Below are 17,975 nucleotides of genomic sequence, written 5' to 3'. Positions count from 1 at the left end.
CGTTCATGCGGGGGCAGTTCCTTTGGCAGAGGCCGGCAGCGGCACGGCGATGCGCACCACGTAGATCGGCGGCTGGGCGCCCTCGCCTTTTTGCAAGCCGGCCTCGAAATCGGCTTCGACGTCGTGCATGAGCTTGAGCCGCTGACGCACGTTGCGCAGGGCGATGCCATGCCCAGCCGTGGCCACCGTGGGGCCTTGCGTGGGCACCGAGTTGCTGACGGTGAGCACGGCCTGACCGGCCTGCACGCGGGTGCGCACCACGATCCAGCCGCCCAGGGGGTTGGCCTCGATGCCATGGCGAACGGCGTTCTCCACCAAGGGCTGCAGCACGAGTGCGGGCACCTCTGCACTGGAGACGGCATCGTCGAGCTCCCAGCGCACGGTGACACGCTCGCCAAAGCGCAGTTGTTCGATGCTGAGGTAACGCCGCGCCAGCTCCACCTCGTCGGCCAGCGTGCTGCGCAGCGATGGCGAAGAAAGCGCCTGGCGGAACAACTCAGCCAGGTCTTCGAGCACGGACTCGGCGCGCTGCGGGTCGATCTGCACCAGGGCGATCGCCGTGTTGAGCGTGTTGAACAAAAAGTGTGGCCGGATGCGGGCCTGAAGCTCGGCCAGGCGGGCAGCGGCATGGGCCGGCAGCTGGCTGTGTGCCCGCTGTTTGAGCCAGGCCAGGGTGGCGCCCGCCAAGGCCGCGCCCGTCAACAAGGGTGGAACGAAGCTCCATTCCAGGGCCATGGCCTGCCCGGTGACCCATTGCTCCAGCCAGCGGGCCTGCCAGTGCGCCAAGCCACCGACGATGGCCCCGAGGCTGCAAGCGCCCAACCATTGACCCCACTCCGGCGCCTGACCCAGCGCCCGGCGCACGCTGCAAGCCACCACCAGCCACAACAGGCTGGCCGGCAGCGACACCATGGCGGACTGGGCCCAGCGGTCCAGCGCGTCCGACGGCCCGGAGGCCGCGAAACTCACCCCCAGTCCCACCACCACCTGCACGCCCAGCACCACGCGCAGCACCACCCCGACGTGGCAAACATCAAAGGGCGAGGGGGCAAGGGACGCCTTCGGGGCATGGGCCACGCCACCCGTCGCATCGCCCTGCGGCAGCGCGAACTGGGTCGACACCGCCCAGGCCGGGGTGGACTGGGGCTGCGTGGAAGCGACAGGGTCTTTAGAATCCATGGTTTGCACATTCTGCGTGAAGCCAGCCCCCCGGCGGCCACCACCCCAGCGAACACCGCCATGAGCACCAACCAACTCGACAAAAAGTCCCAGGCCTGGTCGGCCCTGTTTTCCGAGCCCATGAGCGAGCTGGTCAAGCGCTACACCGCCAGCGTCTTCTTCGACAAGCGCCTGTGGCAGGCCGACATCCAGGGCTCGCTGGCCCACGCCGACATGCTGTGCGCCCAGGGCCTGATCTCCGCCGCTGACCTGGCCGCCATCCAGAAGGGCATGGCGCAGATCACCGAAGAGATCCAGTCCGGTCAGTTCGAGTGGAAGCTCGACCTTGAAGACGTGCACCTGAACATCGAGGCCCGCCTGACCCAGCTGGTCGGCGACGCCGGCAAGCGCCTGCACACCGGCCGCTCGCGCAACGACCAGGTCGCCACCGACGTGCGCCTGTGGCTGCGCGGCGAGGTGGATGAAATCGGTGTGCTGCTCAATGAACTGCAAAAAGCCCTGGTCGACGTGGCCGAGCAGAACGCCGACGTCATCCTGCCCGGCTTCACCCACCTGCAGGTGGCCCAGCCCGTGGCCTTTGGCCACCACCTGCTGGCTTATGTAGAGATGTTCGCGCGCGACGCCGAGCGCATGACCGACCTGCGCCGCCGCATCAACCGCCTGCCGCTGGGCTCGGCCGCGCTGGCCGGCACCAGCTACCCGCTGGACCGCGAGCGCGTGGCCCGCACGCTGGGCTTCGAAGGCGTTAGCCAGAACAGCCTGGACGCTGTGAGCGACCGCGACTTCGCGATCGAGTTCACCGCCGCCGCTTCGCTGGTGATGGTGCACGTCTCGCGCCTGTCGGAAGAACTCATCCTGTGGATGAGCCAGAGCTTCGGCTTCATCGACCTGGCCGATCGCTTCTGCACCGGCTCGTCGATCATGCCGCAGAAGAAGAACCCCGACGTGCCCGAGCTGGCGCGCGGCAAGACCGGCCGCGTGGTCGGTCACCTGATGGGCCTGATCACCCTGATGAAGGGCCAGCCCCTGGCCTACAACAAGGACAACCAGGAGGACAAGGAACCCTTGTTCGACACGGTCGACACCTTGAAAGACACGCTGCGCATCTTCGCCGAGATGGCCGCCGGCATCACCGTCAAGCCCGAAGCGATGGAGCGCGCCGCCAAGAAAGGCTACGCCACCGCCACCGACCTGGCCGACTACCTGGTCAAGAAGGGCCTGCCCTTCCGCGATGCGCACGAGGTGGTGGCCCACGCCGTCAAGGACGCCATCGCCGCGGGCGTGGACCTGTCCGAGCTGTCGCTGGCGCAACTGCAGGCCTACAACCCAGCCATCGAGCAGGACGTGTTCGAGGTGCTGAGCCTGCGCGGCTCGCTCAACGCCCGCAACCTGCTGGGCGGCACCGCCCCGGCCCAGGTGCGCGCCCAGGTGGCCCGCCACCGCACCCGCCTGGCCTGAGGAGGCTGCGCCGGACACGATCCCGGACGGCACGCCATCGCTCGCGCCCCGCAAAACGCGGGGCTGCGTGCAGCGCAGCGCAGCACGCACGGGCTTCATCCCGAGCCAATCCCGCAGCACCTTGCGCCACCGCAAGGTGCCGGCGCCGCATGACCGCTAACCTCGCGGCCATGCCTGAAGCTGCCACCGCCCCGACCACGTCCGACGCCCCGAATGCCCTGCCGCACACCACCCCGGTGGCGCCCGAGCTGATCTGGTCCGACGCCCTCAGCCTGTCCATGCCCGTCATGGACCAGACCCACGTCGAGTTCGTCGACCTGTTGGCCCTGGTTCAGCAGGCCGAAGACGCCGCCCTGGTTTCGCGCTGGCAAGCCCTGGTGGAACACACCGAAGAACACTTCGCCCAGGAAGACCGCTGGATGCTGGCCACCGGCTTCGCGCCGGGCAGCTGCCACCTCACCCAACACGCGGTCGTGCTCAAGGTGCTCAAGGAAGGCCTGGACCTGGGCCGGCAGGGGCAATTGCAGCCCATCCGCCAGATGGCGCACGAGCTCACGATCTGGTTCCCGCACCACGCCCAGACCATGGACTCGGGCCTGTCGCTGCACCTGAAAAGCGTGGGCTATGACCCGGTCACCGGTGAAGTCGCCCAGCCCGAAGCCTTGCCCGCAGAGGCCATCAGCGGCTGTGGGGGCTCATGCAGCAGCGAGGGCGGGGCGAGCCCGGCCGGCATCGACGAACAAAAAGAAGCCGCCTGAGCAGAGGCGGCCAGGGTCTGCCATCGAGGCGGGTCACCGAAGCACGTCACCGACGTGCGTCATCGAAGAAGAAACGGAGACGCGGCGCGGGCATCGAGCCCGGCCATCCCCCGACGGGTTCAGGCGGTCGCCGCCAGCCGGTCGCGGATGGCCTGCTCGATGCCTGCCGCGTCCAGCCCGCACAGGCTCAGCAGCTTGGCCGGGTCCCCGTGTTCGATGAACTGATCGGGCAGACCCAGCATCAGCATGGGCTTGGCGATGCCCGCTGCAGCGAGCGCCTCGGCCACCGCAGAACCGGCGCCGCCCTGCACGCAACCTTCTTCCACCGTCACGATCAGGTCATTGGCCTCGGCCAGTTGCTTGACCAGCTCGACGTCGAGCGGCTTGACGAAGCGCATGTTGGCCACGGTGGCGTCCAAAGCCTCACCGGCCTTCAAGGCCGGGTACAGCAAGGTGCCAAAGGCCAGGATGGCCACGCGCTGGCCTGCGGGCTGGGCATACGAAGCGCTGCGGCGCACCTCGCCCTTGCCCCAGGGCATGGGATCGAGGTCGGTGGGCACCGGCACGCCAGCGCCTGCGCCACGCGGGTAGCGCACGGCCACCGGGTGGTTCTGCGCATAGGCGGCGCTCAGCGCCTGGCGGGTCTCGGCCTCGTCGGCCGGGGTCAGCATGCTCAAGTTGGGGATGCAGCGCACGAAGGCGATGTCGAAGGCCCCCATGTGCGTGGCGCCGTCGGCCCCCACGATGCCGGCGCGGTCGAGCGCGAACACCACCGGCAGGTTCTGGATGGCCACATCGTGAATGAGCTGATCGTAGGCGCGCTGCAGGAAGGTCGAGTAGATGGCGACCACAGGCTTCAAGCCCTCGCAAGCCAGGCCACCCGCGAAGGTGACGGCGTGCTGTTCGGCGATGCCGACGTCGAAGTAGCGCCCCGGGAACTTCTGGTGGAACTCGACCATGCCCGAGCCCTCGCGCATGGCCGGGGTGATGCCGACCAGGCGCGGATCGGCCGCGGCCATGTCGCACAGCCACTGGCCGAACACCTGCGTGAAGGTGGGCTTGGGCGGGGTGTCAGTGGGCGCGGGCTTCTTCAGGCCCACGGCAGGGTCGAACTTACCCGGCCCGTGGTAGGCAATGGGGTCGGCCTCGGCCAGCTTGTAGCCATAGCCCTTCTTGGTGACCACGTGCAGGAACTGCGGGCCTTCGAGGTCACGCAGGTTCTCCAGCGTGGGGATCAGGCTGTCGAGGTCATGCCCGTCGATGGGGCCGACGTAGTTGAAGCCGAACTCCTCGAAGATGGTGGCCGGCACGACCAGGCCCTTGGCGTGTTCTTCGAGCTTCTTGGCCAGCTCGAACAGCGGCGGCACGTTGCTGAGCACGTGCTTGGCGCTCTCGCGGGCGGTCATGTAGAAGCGGCCCGACATCAGGCGCGCCAGGTAGCGGTTGAGCGCCCCCACCGGCGGCGAGATCGACATGTCGTTGTCGTTGAGCACCACCAGCACGTTGGGCATCTTGCCGGCGTGCGGCACGCCGGCGTTGTTCAGCGCCTCGAAGGCCATGCCGGCCGTCATGGCGCCGTCGCCGATGATGGCCACCGATCGACGCGACTCACCACGGATCTGCGCACCTTGCGCCATGCCCAAGGCAGCAGAGATCGAGGTCGACGAGTGGGCCGTGCCGAAGGTGTCGTACTCGCTCTCGTCACGGCGCGGGAAGCCGCTCATGCCGCCGAACTGGCGCAGCGTGGGCATGCGGTCGCGGCGGCCGGTCAGGATCTTGTGCGGGTAGGTCTGGTGACCCACGTCCCAGACCAGCCGGTCGTGCGGCGTGTTGAAGACGTGGTGCAGCGCGATGGTCAGCTCCACCGTGCCGAGGTTGGACGACAGGTGCCCCCCGGTGCGCGCCACGCTTTCGAGCAGGTAGGACCGCAGCTCGGTGGCGAGCTGTTTGAGCTCCGTTCGCGACAGGTGCCGCAGGTCTGCGGGCGAGTCGACGCGCGACAGCAGGGGGTGGGTCATGTTGCTCATCCTGGTGGGGATTTGTTCTGATTCAGTGGTCGCGGTGGACGATGCGGTGCGCCAGGGCCGCCAGGGCCCCGGTGGCTTCGGCGCTCAAGCCACTGCGAGCCAGTGCGGCCAGGGCCTGGGCCAGCAGCTCATCGGCTTCGCGGCGGGCCCCGTCCAGGCCCAGCAGGCTCACGTAGGTGGGCTTGTTGGCGTCGGCGTCCTTGCCGGCGGTCTTGCCCAGGGTGTCGGAGGGCTGGGTGGCGTCCAGCACATCGTCGACGATCTGGAAAGCCAGGCCCATGGTGTGGCCGTAATCGGTCAGGGCCTGCCAGGCGGGTGAGTCCGCGCCCAGCTCTGCGCAGGCAGCACCCATCTGCACGCTGGCGCGCAACAAGGCGCCCGTCTTGCGGCGATGCATGTCGCGCAGGGTGGCCTCATCGAGCGCCCGGCCCACGCTGGCCAGGTCGATGGCCTGGCCACCGGCCATGCCGGACTGCCCCGAGGCACGCGCCAGCAAGCGCACCAGCCTTGCCTGCAAGACGGGCGACACCCCGGCGCCCTCGCCCACATCGGGCGTGAGCACCTCGAAGGCCAAGGCCTGCATGGCGTCACCGGCCAGCATGGCCTGGGCTTCGCCAAAGGCCACGTGCACCGTGGGCTTGCCACGGCGCAACACGTCGTTGTCCATGCAGGGCATGTCGTCGTGCACCAGCGAGTACGCGTGGATCAGCTCGACGGCACAGGCGGCACGCAAAGCGGCTTCGCGGCCCGTCGCGGCGTTGAGCGCGCCCACCGCCTCGGCAGCGGCCTCGACGAGCAAGGCCCGCAAACGCTTGCCACCGTCGAGCACGCCATAGCGCATGGCATCGCCCAGCCCAGCCGGCGCCGACCGGGGCACCCATTCGTCCAGGGCCGCTTCCACACGGGCCAGCGCCTGGGCCGACCAGCTTTGCAGTTGTTCAGGGCTCATGCCGCGTCCCAGGGCTTGAGCTGCCCGCCTTCGAGTTGCTTGACCTGGTCCTCAACGGCTTGCAGGCGCTCGCGACAAAAGCCCAGCAGCGAGGCCCCACGTTGGTAGGCCACCAGCAACTGCTCCAGGGGCAAGGCGCCCGACTCCATGCGCGCGACGAGCTGTTCCAGCTCGGCCATCGCGTCTTCGTAGCTGTCGGGCAGGGCCTCGGCGCCTGGGGCGCTCGACGCGGCTGCGGAGGAGGCCGCAGCGGGGGTGGAGGGTGGTCGGGCCATGGGGAGGGTGGGAAATCCGGCTCTGCGGGCAAACGCGTATTCTATTTCGACTGCCCTGCCTCGAACGCCCCGCCCCTGAGGGTGGGCGGGCCTTGACATCGGGCCTGGCGCGCTGGTTTGCGCCGGAGCAAACCCACAGGCTTGCCCCACCCCACCCCCCCGGCTAGAATCTCGGGTTCCCCGGATTGCACCGGGATGCCGTCCCCGGTTTGGTTTTTTGACTTCAAGCCGGGTTTCACATGTCTTCGCGAAGCCAACGCCTGATCCGTGCCTTGATTTCATGGTCGGCAGACAGCTCTCGCGGAGCGGGTTGACATTGGTTTTTGGAGATCCTGGGGATCATGTCCGACCTGAGTCCTGCGCTCAACGCCCTTCGCCGCAGCTCCCACACCCAGCTGCCAGTTCACGTCTACTTCGACGAACAACTGTACAAGGAGGAGCAAGCGCGCATCTTTCAGTCAGGTCCCCGCTACCTTGGCCACGCCGTCAGCGTGCCCGAGGTGGGCGACTACCTCGCGCTGCCTCAGGAAAAAGAAGGCCGCGTGCTGGTGCGCACGAAAGACGGCATCGAGTTGATCTCCAACGTCTGCCGCCACCGGCAGGCGCTCATGCTGCGCGGCCGCGGCAACACCAAGCACAACATCGTCTGCCCGCTGCACCGCTGGACGTACTCCCACCAGGGTGAGCTGATCGGCGCCCCCCACTTCGACCACGACCCCTGCCTGAACCTGAACAACTACAAGGTTCGCAACTGGAACGGGCTGCTGTTCGAAGACAACGGGCGTGACATCGCTGCCGACCTGGCCGGCCTGGACGCGCGCTTCAAGCCGGGTGGCGACCTCGACTTCACCGGCTACGTGCTCGACCACGTCGAGCTGCACGAGTGCAACTACAACTGGAAGACCTTCATCGAGGTCTACCTTGAGGACTACCACGTCGGTCCTTTCCACCCCGGCCTGGGCAACTTCGTGACCTGCGACGACCTGAGCTGGGACATGGCCGACGCCTACTCGGTGCAGACCGTGGGCGTCTCCAAGGGCTTCGACAAGCCGGGCTCGGACGTCTACAAAAAGTGGCGCGAGGTGCTGATGAACTACCGCGGCGGCGAAAAGCCTTCGCAGGGCGCCGTGTGGCTGACCTACTACCCGACCATGATGGTCGAGTGGTACCCGCACGTGCTGGTGGTCTCCAACATGTACCCGCAAGGGCCTCAGAAAACGCTCAACGTGGTGGAGTTCTACTACCCCGAAGAAATCGCCGCCTTCGAGCGCGAGTTCATCGAGGCCCAGCGCGCCGCCTACATGGAGACTTGCATCGAGGACGACGAGATCGGCGAGCGCATGGACGCCGGCCGCCGTGCCCTGATGGAGCGCGGTGACAACGAAGTCGGTCCTTATCAAAGCCCGATGGAAGACGGCATGCAGCACTTCCACGAGTGGTATCGCCGGACGATGGCCTACAAGGGCTGACAGCCCCTCGTGCACAGGCCGCCTGCGGGCGGCCTTTTCCTTTGCAGCCCCGATGCCCATTCGACATTCACCCTACTTGCAGATGGTGGCCGCCACCGTGCTGTTCGCCTGCATGGGCGTGTGCGTGAAGCTGGCGTCTGCGCATTTCGGCACCGCGGCCGTGGTGAGCGCTCGAGGGCTGGTGGGTGCGCTCATCATGGCGGCCATCGCCTGGCAGACGGCCACGCCGCTGCGCACGACGGTGCCCCGCCTGCACGCGCAGCGAGGCGTCTCTGGCGTGCTGGCCCTGTCGCTGTGGTTCTACTGCATCGGCCACCTGCCCCTGGCGACGGCCGTGACGCTGAACTACATGTCCTCGGTGTGGATCGCGGTGTTCCTGCTGTTGCGCGCGGCCTTTCAGCGCAGCGCGCGTGTGGACCTGCGGCTGGTGGGCGCCATCGCCGTCGGCTTCCTGGGCGTGGCCCTGGTGCTGCAGCCAACCCTGGCGCAAGACCAGCTCTTCGCCGGCATGTTGGGCGTGGGCTCCGGCATGCTGGCCGCCACGGCTTATGTGCAGGTCACGGCCTTGGGGCGTGCAGGCGAGCCCGAGGTGCGGGTGGTGTTCTGGTTCTCGGTCATGGGCACGCTGCTGGGCGCCTTGATCTGGTTGATCCCAGGTCAGGGCAACCCCAGCTCGCTGCCCGACATCCCCTGGCACGCCTGGCTGGAGCTCTTCGGTGTGGGGGCCTTCGCCACCATCGCGCAGCTGCTGATGACACGGGCCTATGCGCGCGGCACCATGCTGGTCAACGCCAGCTTGCAGTACCTGGGCATCGTGCACGCCTTCGTTTTCGGCATCGTGTTGTTCGACGACCCTTTGCTCGCCTCGGCGGTAACAGGGGCGGCCTTGATCGTGCTCTCGGGGTTGTACGCGACGCGGCACAACTCGTCGGCTGCTGCCGGCAGGGCAGCACGCTGAGTCGAACAGGCGCCCGGCCGGGAATCGGCCATGGGCACCCGCCGTTCAGCGCAGCCGAGCCAACCCGTCCAGCATGCCCGTCACCTGCTCTGGCGCAGGAAAATCCACGGTTCTCAGGGCCAGGCGACCACGCCGGTCGAACAGGTAGACCTGGCCCGTGTGCCGATCAGGCCCAGGTTGTGCCGACTTCAGGAAGTCGACCCAGGCATTGAGCGCCCGGATGTCCGGGCTGCCGGCCAGCCAGCGCCCTCGCCCTTCACCATGGCGCTTGAGCCACTCGCCCAGCGCCTTGGGGGTGTCCACCAAGGGCTCCAGGCTCAGCGAAATCAACTGCACATCAGGGCGCGCCGAACCCAGGCGATCTCGCAACGACGCGAACAAGGCACCCTGGATGGGGCAGGTTGCGCTGCAGGTGGTGAACATCATCTGCAAGGCGGTGACCCGGCCCTCCAGCACATCGGCCAGTGGGCGCTGGCTGCCGTCTTGCCAGCGGACCGGCAGCGCAGGGGGCGCCAGGGGCGGGTCAAGCCGGCCAGCGACCTGGTGCGCACACGCCAGCCCGCCCAAAGCGGAGCCTGCGGCGCCTGCGAGCAGACCGCGCATCAGCTGGCGGCGACCATGGTTCATGTCATCGCCCGGCATCGGGCCTCCCAGCTTGAATCAGGTGCATCCACAAAGCCCGGCATTGCAGGCCGGTGACCTCGTAGCGCGGCATGGTCTGGTTGACGACGACCCAGGCGGGGTCGATGCCTTCGCGCAGCACACGGCAAAAGCTGGTCGCGTCGTAGCGGGACAGAGGCCCACCGCGACGCGCCTGCGGCTGAGTGAGCCAGTTGCGGTTCAGGGCCACCGCAAAGCGCTCGCTGGATGCACCGGCACCGTGGCAGTTGATGCAGGCCGCAGCGGCGGCAGGCAGGTCTTGAGCGTGACCCACCATGCGTGCCTGCAAGGGCGCCTCGCCGTTGAACCAGCGCTGCCCGAGCTGGCGCAACTGCTCCTGGGGCGCCAGGCCGCAGGCCGTCAGCAACGCCCCCCCCATCAGGACACAGGCCACGCTCATCCAGCGGGCTGGGCGACGCGACCGATGCATGGCAGCCCCCATCGTCACGGCAGGTAAAGCCGGTTGGTCGGGATGGCCGTGAAGGCCGTGGCACCCGGCTTCTGCCAGCTCAGGCGCAGCACCGCGCCACCCGTTTGCTCGTAGTAGTCGATGACGATGGTGTAGCGCTTGCCCGCCTCCAGGGTGATGGCGGCACTGGTGTCCGCCGTGGGCCCGTGTGCCGTCCAGTTGTTGATGACCTGCTGGCCGTTGACCGACACGCGCACGCCGTCGTCGGACAGGGTCTGGAAGCGGTAGACGCCACCCTCTTCGGCCTGCACCGTACCGGTCCACTTCACGACGAAGTTGTCGGCGTTGACGTTGCTGGCGGGGCGAGCGGTGCCCCAGTCGAAGTTGGGGTTCTCGGTGCGGGTGAGCACGAGCGAGGTGGTGCCGAACCAACCCTTGTTGTAGTACTGCCCACGCAGGCCGGTGCCGGTGCCTGCGGGCACCAAGGGTGTGACGGCTGGCTCGGTGCCACCGATCTGGCGCACGAACTCGCTGACGTTGGCCAGGTCCGCCGCCGTGAGCGTCAGGCCCGAGTGGGCGCGCACCGCGTCGTCCACCGTCGCGGCGGAGCCATCGTGCAGGTAAGGCGCGGTGGCCCAAACGTCACGCAGGGTGGGCGTGTCCAGGCCACTGAGCGTGGCGTTCAGGCGTTTGCCGCTGCTGGGTTTGATCGTGCCGACGTTGCGCAACTGCCCTGCTGCGCTGTCCGTGAAGTCGGCACCGCCGTGGCAACTCACGCACTGGGCCGCGAAGACCGTGCGCCCCGCCGATGCCGATGCCGTCAGCTGCCCACCTGCTGCGCGCAAGGGGCTGGCGTCAAAGGTGTTGAGCGAAGACACGTAGGCCGCCAGCGCATCCAGGTCGGTGCTGACGCCGCTCTTGCGATCGCCCAGCGGCTGCGCACGCGTGCCGGTGTTGAACTGCGCATCGGTCATCAGGCCGGTGCCTTGCGCCAGAGAGCGGATCTGCCCCTCGAAGTCCTGAACCTCGTCGAAGTTGCCGCTCCAGTGCAGGCGCCCTTGCGCCCCGGCGCGGCCGCGCAGGCTGATGGTGTTGCGCAGACCTTCGCCCTGACCCGTGAGGTCCCAGGTGCGGCCATCGTGCCCGCCATCGTTGTGGCAGCTCGCGCAACTCATGTAGGCGTCTCGCGCCAGGCGCGGATCGCGTGCGTCATAGAACAGCTGCTTGCCCTTGAGCACCGTGGCGCTGAGCTTCTCGGTGCCGACGGCCGCCAGCAGGGCCACCTGTTCCGCCGTCGACTCACCCCGGCGCAGCAGGCCTTCCAGCGAATGAACACCCACCGTGCGGTCCATGAAGTTGAGCACGAACAGGCGCAGGCCATCGGGCGAGAGCACCAGCGCCTGCGGTGCGCGGCCGGTGTCGAAGCGGAACAGCTCGCGTCGGCCCACAGGGTCCAGCACGGCCACCTGGCGACTCGTCTCCAGGGCCACGAACACCAGGGCGCCCGTCGGATGGTAGAGCGCCGCACTGGCCACCGACGCGTTGTCGTGGTCCACCCGCGCGGCGGCGTCTTCGGCCTGCGTCGTCAGGTCGATGCGCGACGAGATGGCGCGCACCGTGTTCTCGAAGTTCAGGTTCTGGCCATCGCGCAGGCTGCCGCGCAGGATGTTGTCCTGCTTGGAGGGCACCCAGGCCGAGCGGCCATCGGGCGACATCGCCGGAGCGGCCAGGTAGTTGGGCACGCCTCGGGCCGACACGGTGGTGTCGGGCTTGTCGCTGTGCTGCAGCACGATGGTGCGCAGCACGCCCATCGATGCGGGCGAGAGCACGTGCACCTCGGCGCCCTGCCGCGCGCCGCTGACCACGGTCTGAATCACGGCGGTGCCTTCGCCAGGCTGGGCCCGGGTGATGAAGCGCGTGACCAGCAACTGCGAGCGATCGGCCGACAAGGCCAGGTGACGAGGCGATCCGCCCACGTTGGCGGTGGCCAGGGTGGCGCCCGTCGCCGAGAGCTTGAGCACCTGCCCCACGGCCTCCAGGGTCACGTAGGCCTGCCCGTCGTCATCGAACACGATGCCGTGAGGCGCCGAAGCCGTGGGCAAGGCGATGGTGCGAACCAGCGCACGGCTGCTGCCGTCGAGCACGGTGATGCTGGCGCTGCCACGGTTGACGACCCACACCTGTCCCGATGGCGCGATGGCCAGCGCGCGCGGCTGTGCGCCCACGGCCACCTCGGCCTGTCGCGACCAGGTCGTGCCATCGAACACCGACACGCTGTCGTTGTCAGGGTTGACGGCCCACAGGCGGCCGTCGCGCGGCGCCCAGGCCAGCGCACCCGAGCCCCTGGCTTGTGGCGCAGAAGGGTCACCCCCCACCACCTGCCAGAACTTCTTCGCGGCGGCGGACACACCATCGCCGCCGAGCACCGTCAGCGTCACCTCGTAGACGCCCGCTTCAGCGTAACGATGGCTGACGCTGGCCTGATCGCTGTAGGCGGTCTCGCCCGAGCCATCGCCAAACGACCACTTGTACTGGAAAGGACCCTGCCCGGTCACGGACGCGGTGAAGTCCGCCGAAGTGCCAGACACCACAGGCGCAACAGGCACCGAGGTGATCACGGGCGGCGCACCCAGCACCGACCAGCTGAAGACCACTTGGCTGCTGGCACCACGGTTGTCTTGCGCCGTGACCGTCACCTCGTAGTTGCCCAGGCGGCTGGCCACACCACTGATCACGCCTGAGTTGGCGTTGATGGACATGCCGGGCGGCAGGCCGCTGGCGCTGAAGGTGATGGCGTCGCCATCGGGGTCGGAGCCCGTCACGGTCAGCATCGCCGCGTCGCCTTCGCGCACGGGCGGTGCCACGGGCGCGACCAGCGTGGGCGCGCGGTTGACCGTGGACAGGGCATTGAACCTCAGCTCCTTGGTCGCGGCCCAGTCACCGAGGTCACCCAGGTTGCCCTCGGACACGGGCGAGCCCCAGCTCACGCCATCCTGGCTCAGGTACACGCGGTAGCGCGCGACGGTGCCATTGCCCCCGCCCGAGCGAGGTGTGTAGCGCAAGCCCGTGACGCGCTGAGCCGAGCCCATGTCGACCACGATCCAGTGCGGGTGCACCGGGTTGGCGGCCTGCCATTGCGTGTGCCAGATGGTGCCCTCGTTGCCGTCGATGGCGTTGCCCACGGCCCCGTTTTCACCGGCCAGCTCCTGGCTGTCTGCCGACACCTTCCAACCCGTGCGTGGCATGACCTGCCCCGACTCGTTGAGCAAGTTGAGTTCGGCTATCGAAGTCCATGCGTTGCCATTGCGCTCGGACAGGGCCTCGAACTTGAGGTAGCGCGCAGCCTGGATGCTGCCCACGCTCCACAGGAACTCGGTGCTGACGCTCGCGGCCCCCTTGCTGGCAAAGAGCTTGACGTGCGAGCGCCCAACCGCCGTGGCCGTGCCGCTGATGCGACCGGTGGCCGCATCGATGCTCACGCCTTCCGGCAGCCCTGTGGCGCGGTAGGTGACGGTGCCGCCACCGTCCACCGTGACAGCGGGCTGCAGGCTCACCGCCGCACCCAGCAGGGTGGTCTGGTCTGCGATCGGGGTGATCACCGGCGCACCCGTGCCATGAACACGAACGACCTTGGCCACCGAGGGCACACCGTCGTCATTGAGCGCGAACAGCATCCAGTAGCCGGGCAGCGCCCAGCCAGGGTTGGAGGGCACGTCCACTTCGTAGAGCTGCCCAACCATGGGCCGGAAGTTCAGCGACAGGCGTCGCTGGTCGTTGTTGACCGTGTGCGTGGTCGAGCTCATGCGCACCAGGGCGAACGAACTCACGTCGCTGTCGAGCTGAACCTGGATGCGCGTGCCGTACACCACCTCGTCGGGCGCACTGCGGATGACCGGGCGCACGGCGGGCTGGCCGTCGCGGGTGAACAGGTAGTTGGGGCTGAGGATCTGGTAGTCGGCGTGGTTGGCCGCGCAGCCCTGGCCACACAGGCCACCACCGGCCGACAACACGCGCGCGTCGGGCAGCAACAAGGCCACGCTGTGGTAGTTGCGGGGCACGCTCATCGCCGGCAACGGCGTGAAGGTTTCCGTGACCGGGTCGAACAGCTCTGGCACCAGCACCGAGTTGTTGTCGGAGATGCCCACCGCGTAGGCCTGCCCACCGATGATCACCACCTGCCCATTGGGCAGCACCACCGAGTTGTGAAAGGCCCGTCGATAGGCCATGGGCGCGAGCTTGCGCACCGACACACCCGCGTTGATGTCGATGACGTAGCTGTTGGCGTTGGCGTTGACCGCGTCGTAACCCGGCCCGCCGCCCACTTTGAGGATGCGGCCCGTGTCGAACATCACCGCGTTGCCGCTGACGCTGAACTCGTCGTCGCCCCGGCTTGCGGCGAACGTCACGCTGCCATTGCCCTGGGTGTCGATCCAGTGCATGTCCACGCCCGTGCCGGCATGGAAGACCTTGCCGTTGCCGGCCGGCAGCAGCCAGAAATGGCTGTCACCGCCGAAAGCCCGCGACGCATCGGTCGACAGAAAGGGGTCGATCGGCACACCCGTCAGGCGGCGCCAGCCCTGCCCGTCCTTCCAGACCTCACCATGCTTGCCGCCCGTGCCACCGCTCCAGGAGCCGCCCAAGGTGAACACCGAGCCATCGGCCAGCAGCGTGTTGGCGTTGTAGCCGCGCGGAATGACCATGGCCGGGCCACGCGTCCAGCTGTTGGTGCGGCTGTCGTAGATGCTGGTGGCCTGGGTGCTGATGCCACCGTTGATCAGCAGGCGCCCGTCGGCCAGGTTGGTGGTGCCAGGGCAGAACATGTCGTGCTGCGTTTCGGTGACCAGGCGCTCGGTGGCCTGTCCCGTCACCGGGTCCAGCAAGGCCGTGTAGGTCTGCGAGCCGCTGGAAAAGCCAAAGCGGTCTTCAGCAGACCACAGCAGCACCTTGCCGTCAGGCAGGTTGGCCGCCGACACCGGAACGATGGGCAAGGTCTGCACCGCATCCCAACGCGCCACCGACACGGGCGAGACCGCCAGGATGGACGCCCGCTCTTTGGGCACCGCCTGCAACTGCCCGCCCGATTGAGCAGACGGGGCGTCGCTGTTGCCGCCACCACCACACCCTGCGAGCAACGCGACCAACGCCACCGAGCCCAAATGCCATGCTGTTTTCATTTGCGATTTGCGGGCCCGCGCAAATCGCCGCGACCAGCCCATGAGTCAACCAAGTTGCCGCATGGCAGGCATCGGTTCACAAATGGAAACACCCCTTGACCCCAGGTTCAAGGGGCGCGTCGCCCAAAACCCCTGCATGCCGGGGGGGCAAAGTCAGTGCTCGTGATGGAGCCCGTTTACCAGCAGGGCGATCATGATCAGGCCCACGGCCAGCCAGACCAGCTGCAGCACGGTGTCGCGCGCGGTCAAGCGCTTCTGCAATTGCGGGATCAGGTCGGCCACCGCCACGTACACAAAGCTGCTCGCGGCGATCACCATCAGGTACGGCAGCAGGTTTTGCCAAGGCTCGATGAGGAAGTAACCCAGCACGCCGCCCACCACGGCCGCCAGACCCGAGAGCAGGTTGTAGACCAGCGCACGGGTGCGCGAAAAACCCGCGTTGATCAGCACGATGTAGTCACCCACTTCTTGCGGGATCTCGTGCGCGATGATCGCCATGGCCGTGACCGCACCGACGTGCGTGTCCACCAGGAAGGCCGCCGCGATCAGCACGCCATCGCAGAAGTTGTGGATGCTGTCGCCCACCAGCACGCTCCAGCCCCCGCGGCCCGCCTGCTCGGCATCGAAGCCGTGGTGATGGTGGTGGTCATCGTGCTCGTGGTGGTGCCCGTGGCGGTACAGCTCGGCCTTCTCCAGCAGGAAGAAGAACATCAGGCCACCCAGCAAGGTCAGGAACAGCGCATGCGGCTCGACGTGCGACTCGAATGCCTCGGGCAGCACGTGCAACAGGGCCGTGCCCAGCAGCACGCCGGTGGACAGGCTCACGAGGTGGCGAACGATCAGGCCCAGCAGGGGTGCCGACAGGGCCGCAGCGAGCAACACGGAGGTCAGGCCGCCGAACAACGTGGCGGCCATGATGTAGGTCAGGGTCATGCGTTCATCTTAGCAACCGTGTCAAACCCACCCGGGCTGTCATCGGGCGATGCGAGATAAGCGGCCACATAAGCGGCCACAATAGGGCCCCATGAACCTCGCACCGCGCAACGTGGCCAGCAAGAGCCAGGCCAAAGCCACCACCGGGACCAGCCCGGTCAGCCGCCCCACTGACCTGCTCGCGGCCATCGACATGGGCTCGAACAGCTTCCGCCTGGAGATCGCCCAGGTCAGCAAAGGCAAGTACAAGCGCATCGACTACCTCAAGGAGACGGTGCGCCTGGGCGCCGGCCTGGACAGCCGCGGCATGCTGACCGAAGAAGCCACCCAGCGCGGCCTGGCCTGCCTGGCCACCTTCGCCCAGCGCCTCAAAGGCTTCGAGCCCTGGCAAGTGCGCGCCGTGGCCACGCAAACACTGCGCGAAGCCCGCAACCGCGACGCCTTCCTGCAGCGTGGCAACCGCGTGCTGGGCAGTCCGATCGAGGTCATCTCCGGTCGCGAAGAAGCCCGCCTGATCTACCAGGGCGTCTCGCGCCTGCAACCCAGCGAACTGCCGCGCCTGGTCATCGACATCGGCGGGCGCTCGACCGAGATGATCCTGGGCACAGGCCGCAGCGCACGCCAGGTCGAGTCCTTCGCGGTGGGCAGCGTCAGCCTGTCGATGCAGCACTTCCCGCAAGGCAACTACACCGCCGAGAACTTCCGTGCGGCCCAGATCGTTGCTGGCGCCGAACTCGAAGAAGCGCTCACCCTGTTCCCGCGCGAGGCCTGGACCGAGGCCCTGGGTTCGTCCGGCACGGTGGGCGCCGTGGCGCAGATCCTGGCGGCCAATGGCATCACCGACGGCAGCATCACACCCGAAGGCCTGCGCTGGTGCATCGAGCGCTGCCTGGAAGCGGGCAACGCCGAGAGCCTCACCCTGCCCGGCCTCAAGCCCGAGCGCAAGGCTGTGCTCGGTGGCGGCCTGAGCATCCTCTACACGCTCTCGCAGCACTTCGACATCGAGGTCATGCGCCCTGCACGTGGCGCCTTGCGCCAGGGCGTCATCTTCGACCTCGACGACCGCATCGAGGCCACGCGAGACCACCGCCAGCCCGACCCGCGCGACACCTCGGTGCGCGAGCTGCAGCGGCGCTTTCAGGTCGATGCGGCCCAGGCTGCGCGCGTGAGCCAGCGAGCGTTGTCCCTCTGGCAAGGCCTGGCCGAGCCGCAAGCCAGCGCCGATGGCGAGCACACGCGCGAGCTCGCGTGGGCCGCCGCCCTGCACGAGATCGGCATGATGGTCTCTCACCACGACCACCACCGCCACAGCGCCTACCTGCTCGGTCATGTCGACGCGTCGGGCTACTCGCAGTCGCAGTTGCGTCGCCTGGCCACCCTGGCCCTGGGACAGCGCGGTGAGCTGATCAAGCTGGCCGAGCACAAGCACGACACGGTGCTGATGTCGCAGGTGCTGTGCCTGCGCCTGGCCATCATCCTGCACCACGCGCGCATGGAGCTGCCCGAGCAGGTGGCATCGCTGCAGCCGGCCCGCTCCGGCAAGGTCAAGCTGGTGCTGGCGCGCAGCTGGGCCCTGCAACACCCGCGCACCTTGCACCTGCTCGACGACGAGGTCAGGCGCTGGGCCGGTCAGGGCGACCGGGCGCTGGAAGTGACCCTGGGCAAAGGCTGAGGCTGACGCTGGGCCAAACCCCGGCACGCGGACCGAGGCGCTTGTTCGCACGAG

At 68.0% G+C, this 17,975-nt stretch carries 13 protein-coding genes; 5 read left to right on the top strand and 8 right to left on the bottom strand.

The features are described from left to right. Positions 1-3 precede the first annotated feature (3 nt). Positions 4-1,179, bottom strand: coding sequence for a sensor histidine kinase (locus ABG80_RS16080; RefSeq protein WP_083506177.1), 1,176 nt, complete (start codon positions 1,177-1,179; stop codon positions 4-6). A gap of 60 nt (positions 1,180-1,239) precedes the next feature. Between ABG80_RS16080 and argH the strand changes: the two genes are divergently transcribed. Beyond that, positions 1,240-2,637, top strand: a complete 1,398-nt coding sequence (gene argH, locus ABG80_RS16075; protein ID WP_058088677.1) for an argininosuccinate lyase — start codon at positions 1,240-1,242, stop codon at positions 2,635-2,637. Positions 2,638-2,915: 278 nt separating this feature from the next. Next, positions 2,916-3,395, top strand: a complete 480-nt coding sequence (locus tag ABG80_RS16070; protein WP_058088676.1) for a hemerythrin domain-containing protein — start codon at positions 2,916-2,918, stop codon at positions 3,393-3,395. A 119-nt stretch (positions 3,396-3,514) separates the two neighbouring features. On the opposite strand, the gene dxs is transcribed toward ABG80_RS16070, so the two are convergent. From dxs to ABG80_RS16055, 3 genes are read right to left on the bottom strand one after another with little or no spacing between them, the layout of a single operon-like run. Beyond that, the gene (gene dxs / locus ABG80_RS16065) at positions 3,515-5,422 is read right to left on the bottom strand and encodes a 1-deoxy-D-xylulose-5-phosphate synthase (protein ID WP_058088602.1); all 1,908 of its coding nucleotides are present in this window, start codon (positions 5,420-5,422) and stop codon (positions 3,515-3,517) included. Between the two features lie 22 nt (positions 5,423-5,444). Next, complete coding sequence (locus ABG80_RS16060; protein WP_058088601.1) at positions 5,445-6,371, bottom strand: polyprenyl synthetase family protein; 927 nt, start codon at positions 6,369-6,371, stop codon at positions 5,445-5,447. Beyond that, positions 6,368-6,646 carry an exodeoxyribonuclease VII small subunit gene (locus tag ABG80_RS16055; protein WP_058088600.1) on the bottom strand — a complete coding sequence of 93 codons (279 nt, stop codon included), beginning with the start codon at positions 6,644-6,646 and terminating at the stop codon, positions 6,368-6,370. Before ABG80_RS16055 ends, ABG80_RS16060 begins: the two co-directional genes overlap by 4 nt. A 341-nt stretch (positions 6,647-6,987) precedes the next feature. Here ABG80_RS16055 and ABG80_RS16050 point away from each other — a divergent pair, with 341 nt between their 5' ends. After that, the gene (locus ABG80_RS16050; protein WP_058088675.1) at positions 6,988-8,115 is read left to right on the top strand and encodes an aromatic ring-hydroxylating oxygenase subunit alpha; all 1,128 of its coding nucleotides are present in this window, start codon (positions 6,988-6,990) and stop codon (positions 8,113-8,115) included. A gap of 52 nt (positions 8,116-8,167) precedes the next feature. After that, a complete protein-coding gene (locus tag ABG80_RS16045) occupies positions 8,168-9,073 on the top strand; it encodes a DMT family transporter (RefSeq protein ID WP_058088599.1) in 906 nt (301 codons plus the stop codon). A 45-nt stretch (positions 9,074-9,118) separates the two neighbouring features. On the opposite strand, the gene ABG80_RS16040 is transcribed toward ABG80_RS16045, so the two are convergent. The 4 genes from ABG80_RS16040 to ABG80_RS16025 form a co-directional block, all read right to left on the bottom strand. Next, positions 9,119-9,700, bottom strand: coding sequence for an SCO family protein (locus ABG80_RS16040; RefSeq protein ID WP_160322564.1), 582 nt, complete (start codon positions 9,698-9,700; stop codon positions 9,119-9,121). Between the two features lies 1 nt (position 9,701). Next, the gene (locus ABG80_RS16035; RefSeq protein ID WP_152987662.1) at positions 9,702-10,163 is read right to left on the bottom strand and encodes a hypothetical protein; all 462 of its coding nucleotides are present in this window, start codon (positions 10,161-10,163) and stop codon (positions 9,702-9,704) included. Between the two features lie 14 nt (positions 10,164-10,177). Further along, positions 10,178-15,316: a PA14 domain-containing protein gene (locus tag ABG80_RS16030; RefSeq protein ID WP_160322563.1), complete on the bottom strand. Its 5,139-nt coding sequence runs from the start codon at positions 15,314-15,316 to the stop codon at positions 10,178-10,180. 153 nt (positions 15,317-15,469) lie between these two features. Further along, positions 15,470-16,249 (bottom strand): ZIP family metal transporter, encoded by a 780-nt coding sequence (locus ABG80_RS16025; RefSeq protein WP_058088595.1) that lies wholly within the window; start codon positions 16,247-16,249, stop codon positions 15,470-15,472. Positions 16,250-16,340: 91 nt separating this feature from the next. On the opposite strand from ABG80_RS16025, the gene ABG80_RS16020 reads away from it, so the two are divergent. Next, complete coding sequence (locus ABG80_RS16020) at positions 16,341-17,921, top strand: Ppx/GppA phosphatase family protein (RefSeq protein WP_058088594.1); 1,581 nt, start codon at positions 16,341-16,343, stop codon at positions 17,919-17,921. Positions 17,922-17,975 lie beyond the last annotated feature (54 nt).

This window comes from Aquabacterium parvum (assembly GCF_001447195.1).
GTDB lineage: Bacteria > Pseudomonadota > Gammaproteobacteria > Burkholderiales > Burkholderiaceae_C > Aquabacterium > Aquabacterium parvum.
Note: the sequence above shows the minus strand (reverse complement) of the source record. Positions and strands in the feature narration are given on the sequence as shown.

Coding starts and splice junctions, on each gene's coding strand:
- ABG80_RS16035 (WP_152987662.1), bottom strand. CDS start 10,163: ATGCATCGGTCGCGTCGCCCAGCCCGCTGGATGAGCGTGGCCTGTGTC.
- ABG80_RS16020 (WP_058088594.1), top strand. CDS start 16,341: ATGAACCTCGCACCGCGCAACGTGGCCAGCAAGAGCCAGGCCAAAGCC.
- dxs (WP_058088602.1), bottom strand. CDS start 5,422: ATGAGCAACATGACCCACCCCCTGCTGTCGCGCGTCGACTCGCCCGCA.
- ABG80_RS16030 (WP_160322563.1), bottom strand. CDS start 15,316: ATGAAAACAGCATGGCATTTGGGCTCGGTGGCGTTGGTCGCGTTGCTC.
- argH (WP_058088677.1), top strand. CDS start 1,240: ATGAGCACCAACCAACTCGACAAAAAGTCCCAGGCCTGGTCGGCCCTG.
- ABG80_RS16050 (WP_058088675.1), top strand. CDS start 6,988: ATGTCCGACCTGAGTCCTGCGCTCAACGCCCTTCGCCGCAGCTCCCAC.
- ABG80_RS16025 (WP_058088595.1), bottom strand. CDS start 16,249: ATGACCCTGACCTACATCATGGCCGCCACGTTGTTCGGCGGCCTGACC.
- ABG80_RS16060 (WP_058088601.1), bottom strand. CDS start 6,371: ATGAGCCCTGAACAACTGCAAAGCTGGTCGGCCCAGGCGCTGGCCCGT.
- ABG80_RS16045 (WP_058088599.1), top strand. CDS start 8,168: ATGCCCATTCGACATTCACCCTACTTGCAGATGGTGGCCGCCACCGTG.
- ABG80_RS16080 (WP_083506177.1), bottom strand. CDS start 1,179: ATGGATTCTAAAGACCCTGTCGCTTCCACGCAGCCCCAGTCCACCCCG.
- ABG80_RS16070 (WP_058088676.1), top strand. CDS start 2,916: ATGCCCGTCATGGACCAGACCCACGTCGAGTTCGTCGACCTGTTGGCC.
- ABG80_RS16040 (WP_160322564.1), bottom strand. CDS start 9,700: ATGAACCATGGTCGCCGCCAGCTGATGCGCGGTCTGCTCGCAGGCGCC.
- ABG80_RS16055 (WP_058088600.1), bottom strand. CDS start 6,646: ATGGCCCGACCACCCTCCACCCCCGCTGCGGCCTCCTCCGCAGCCGCG.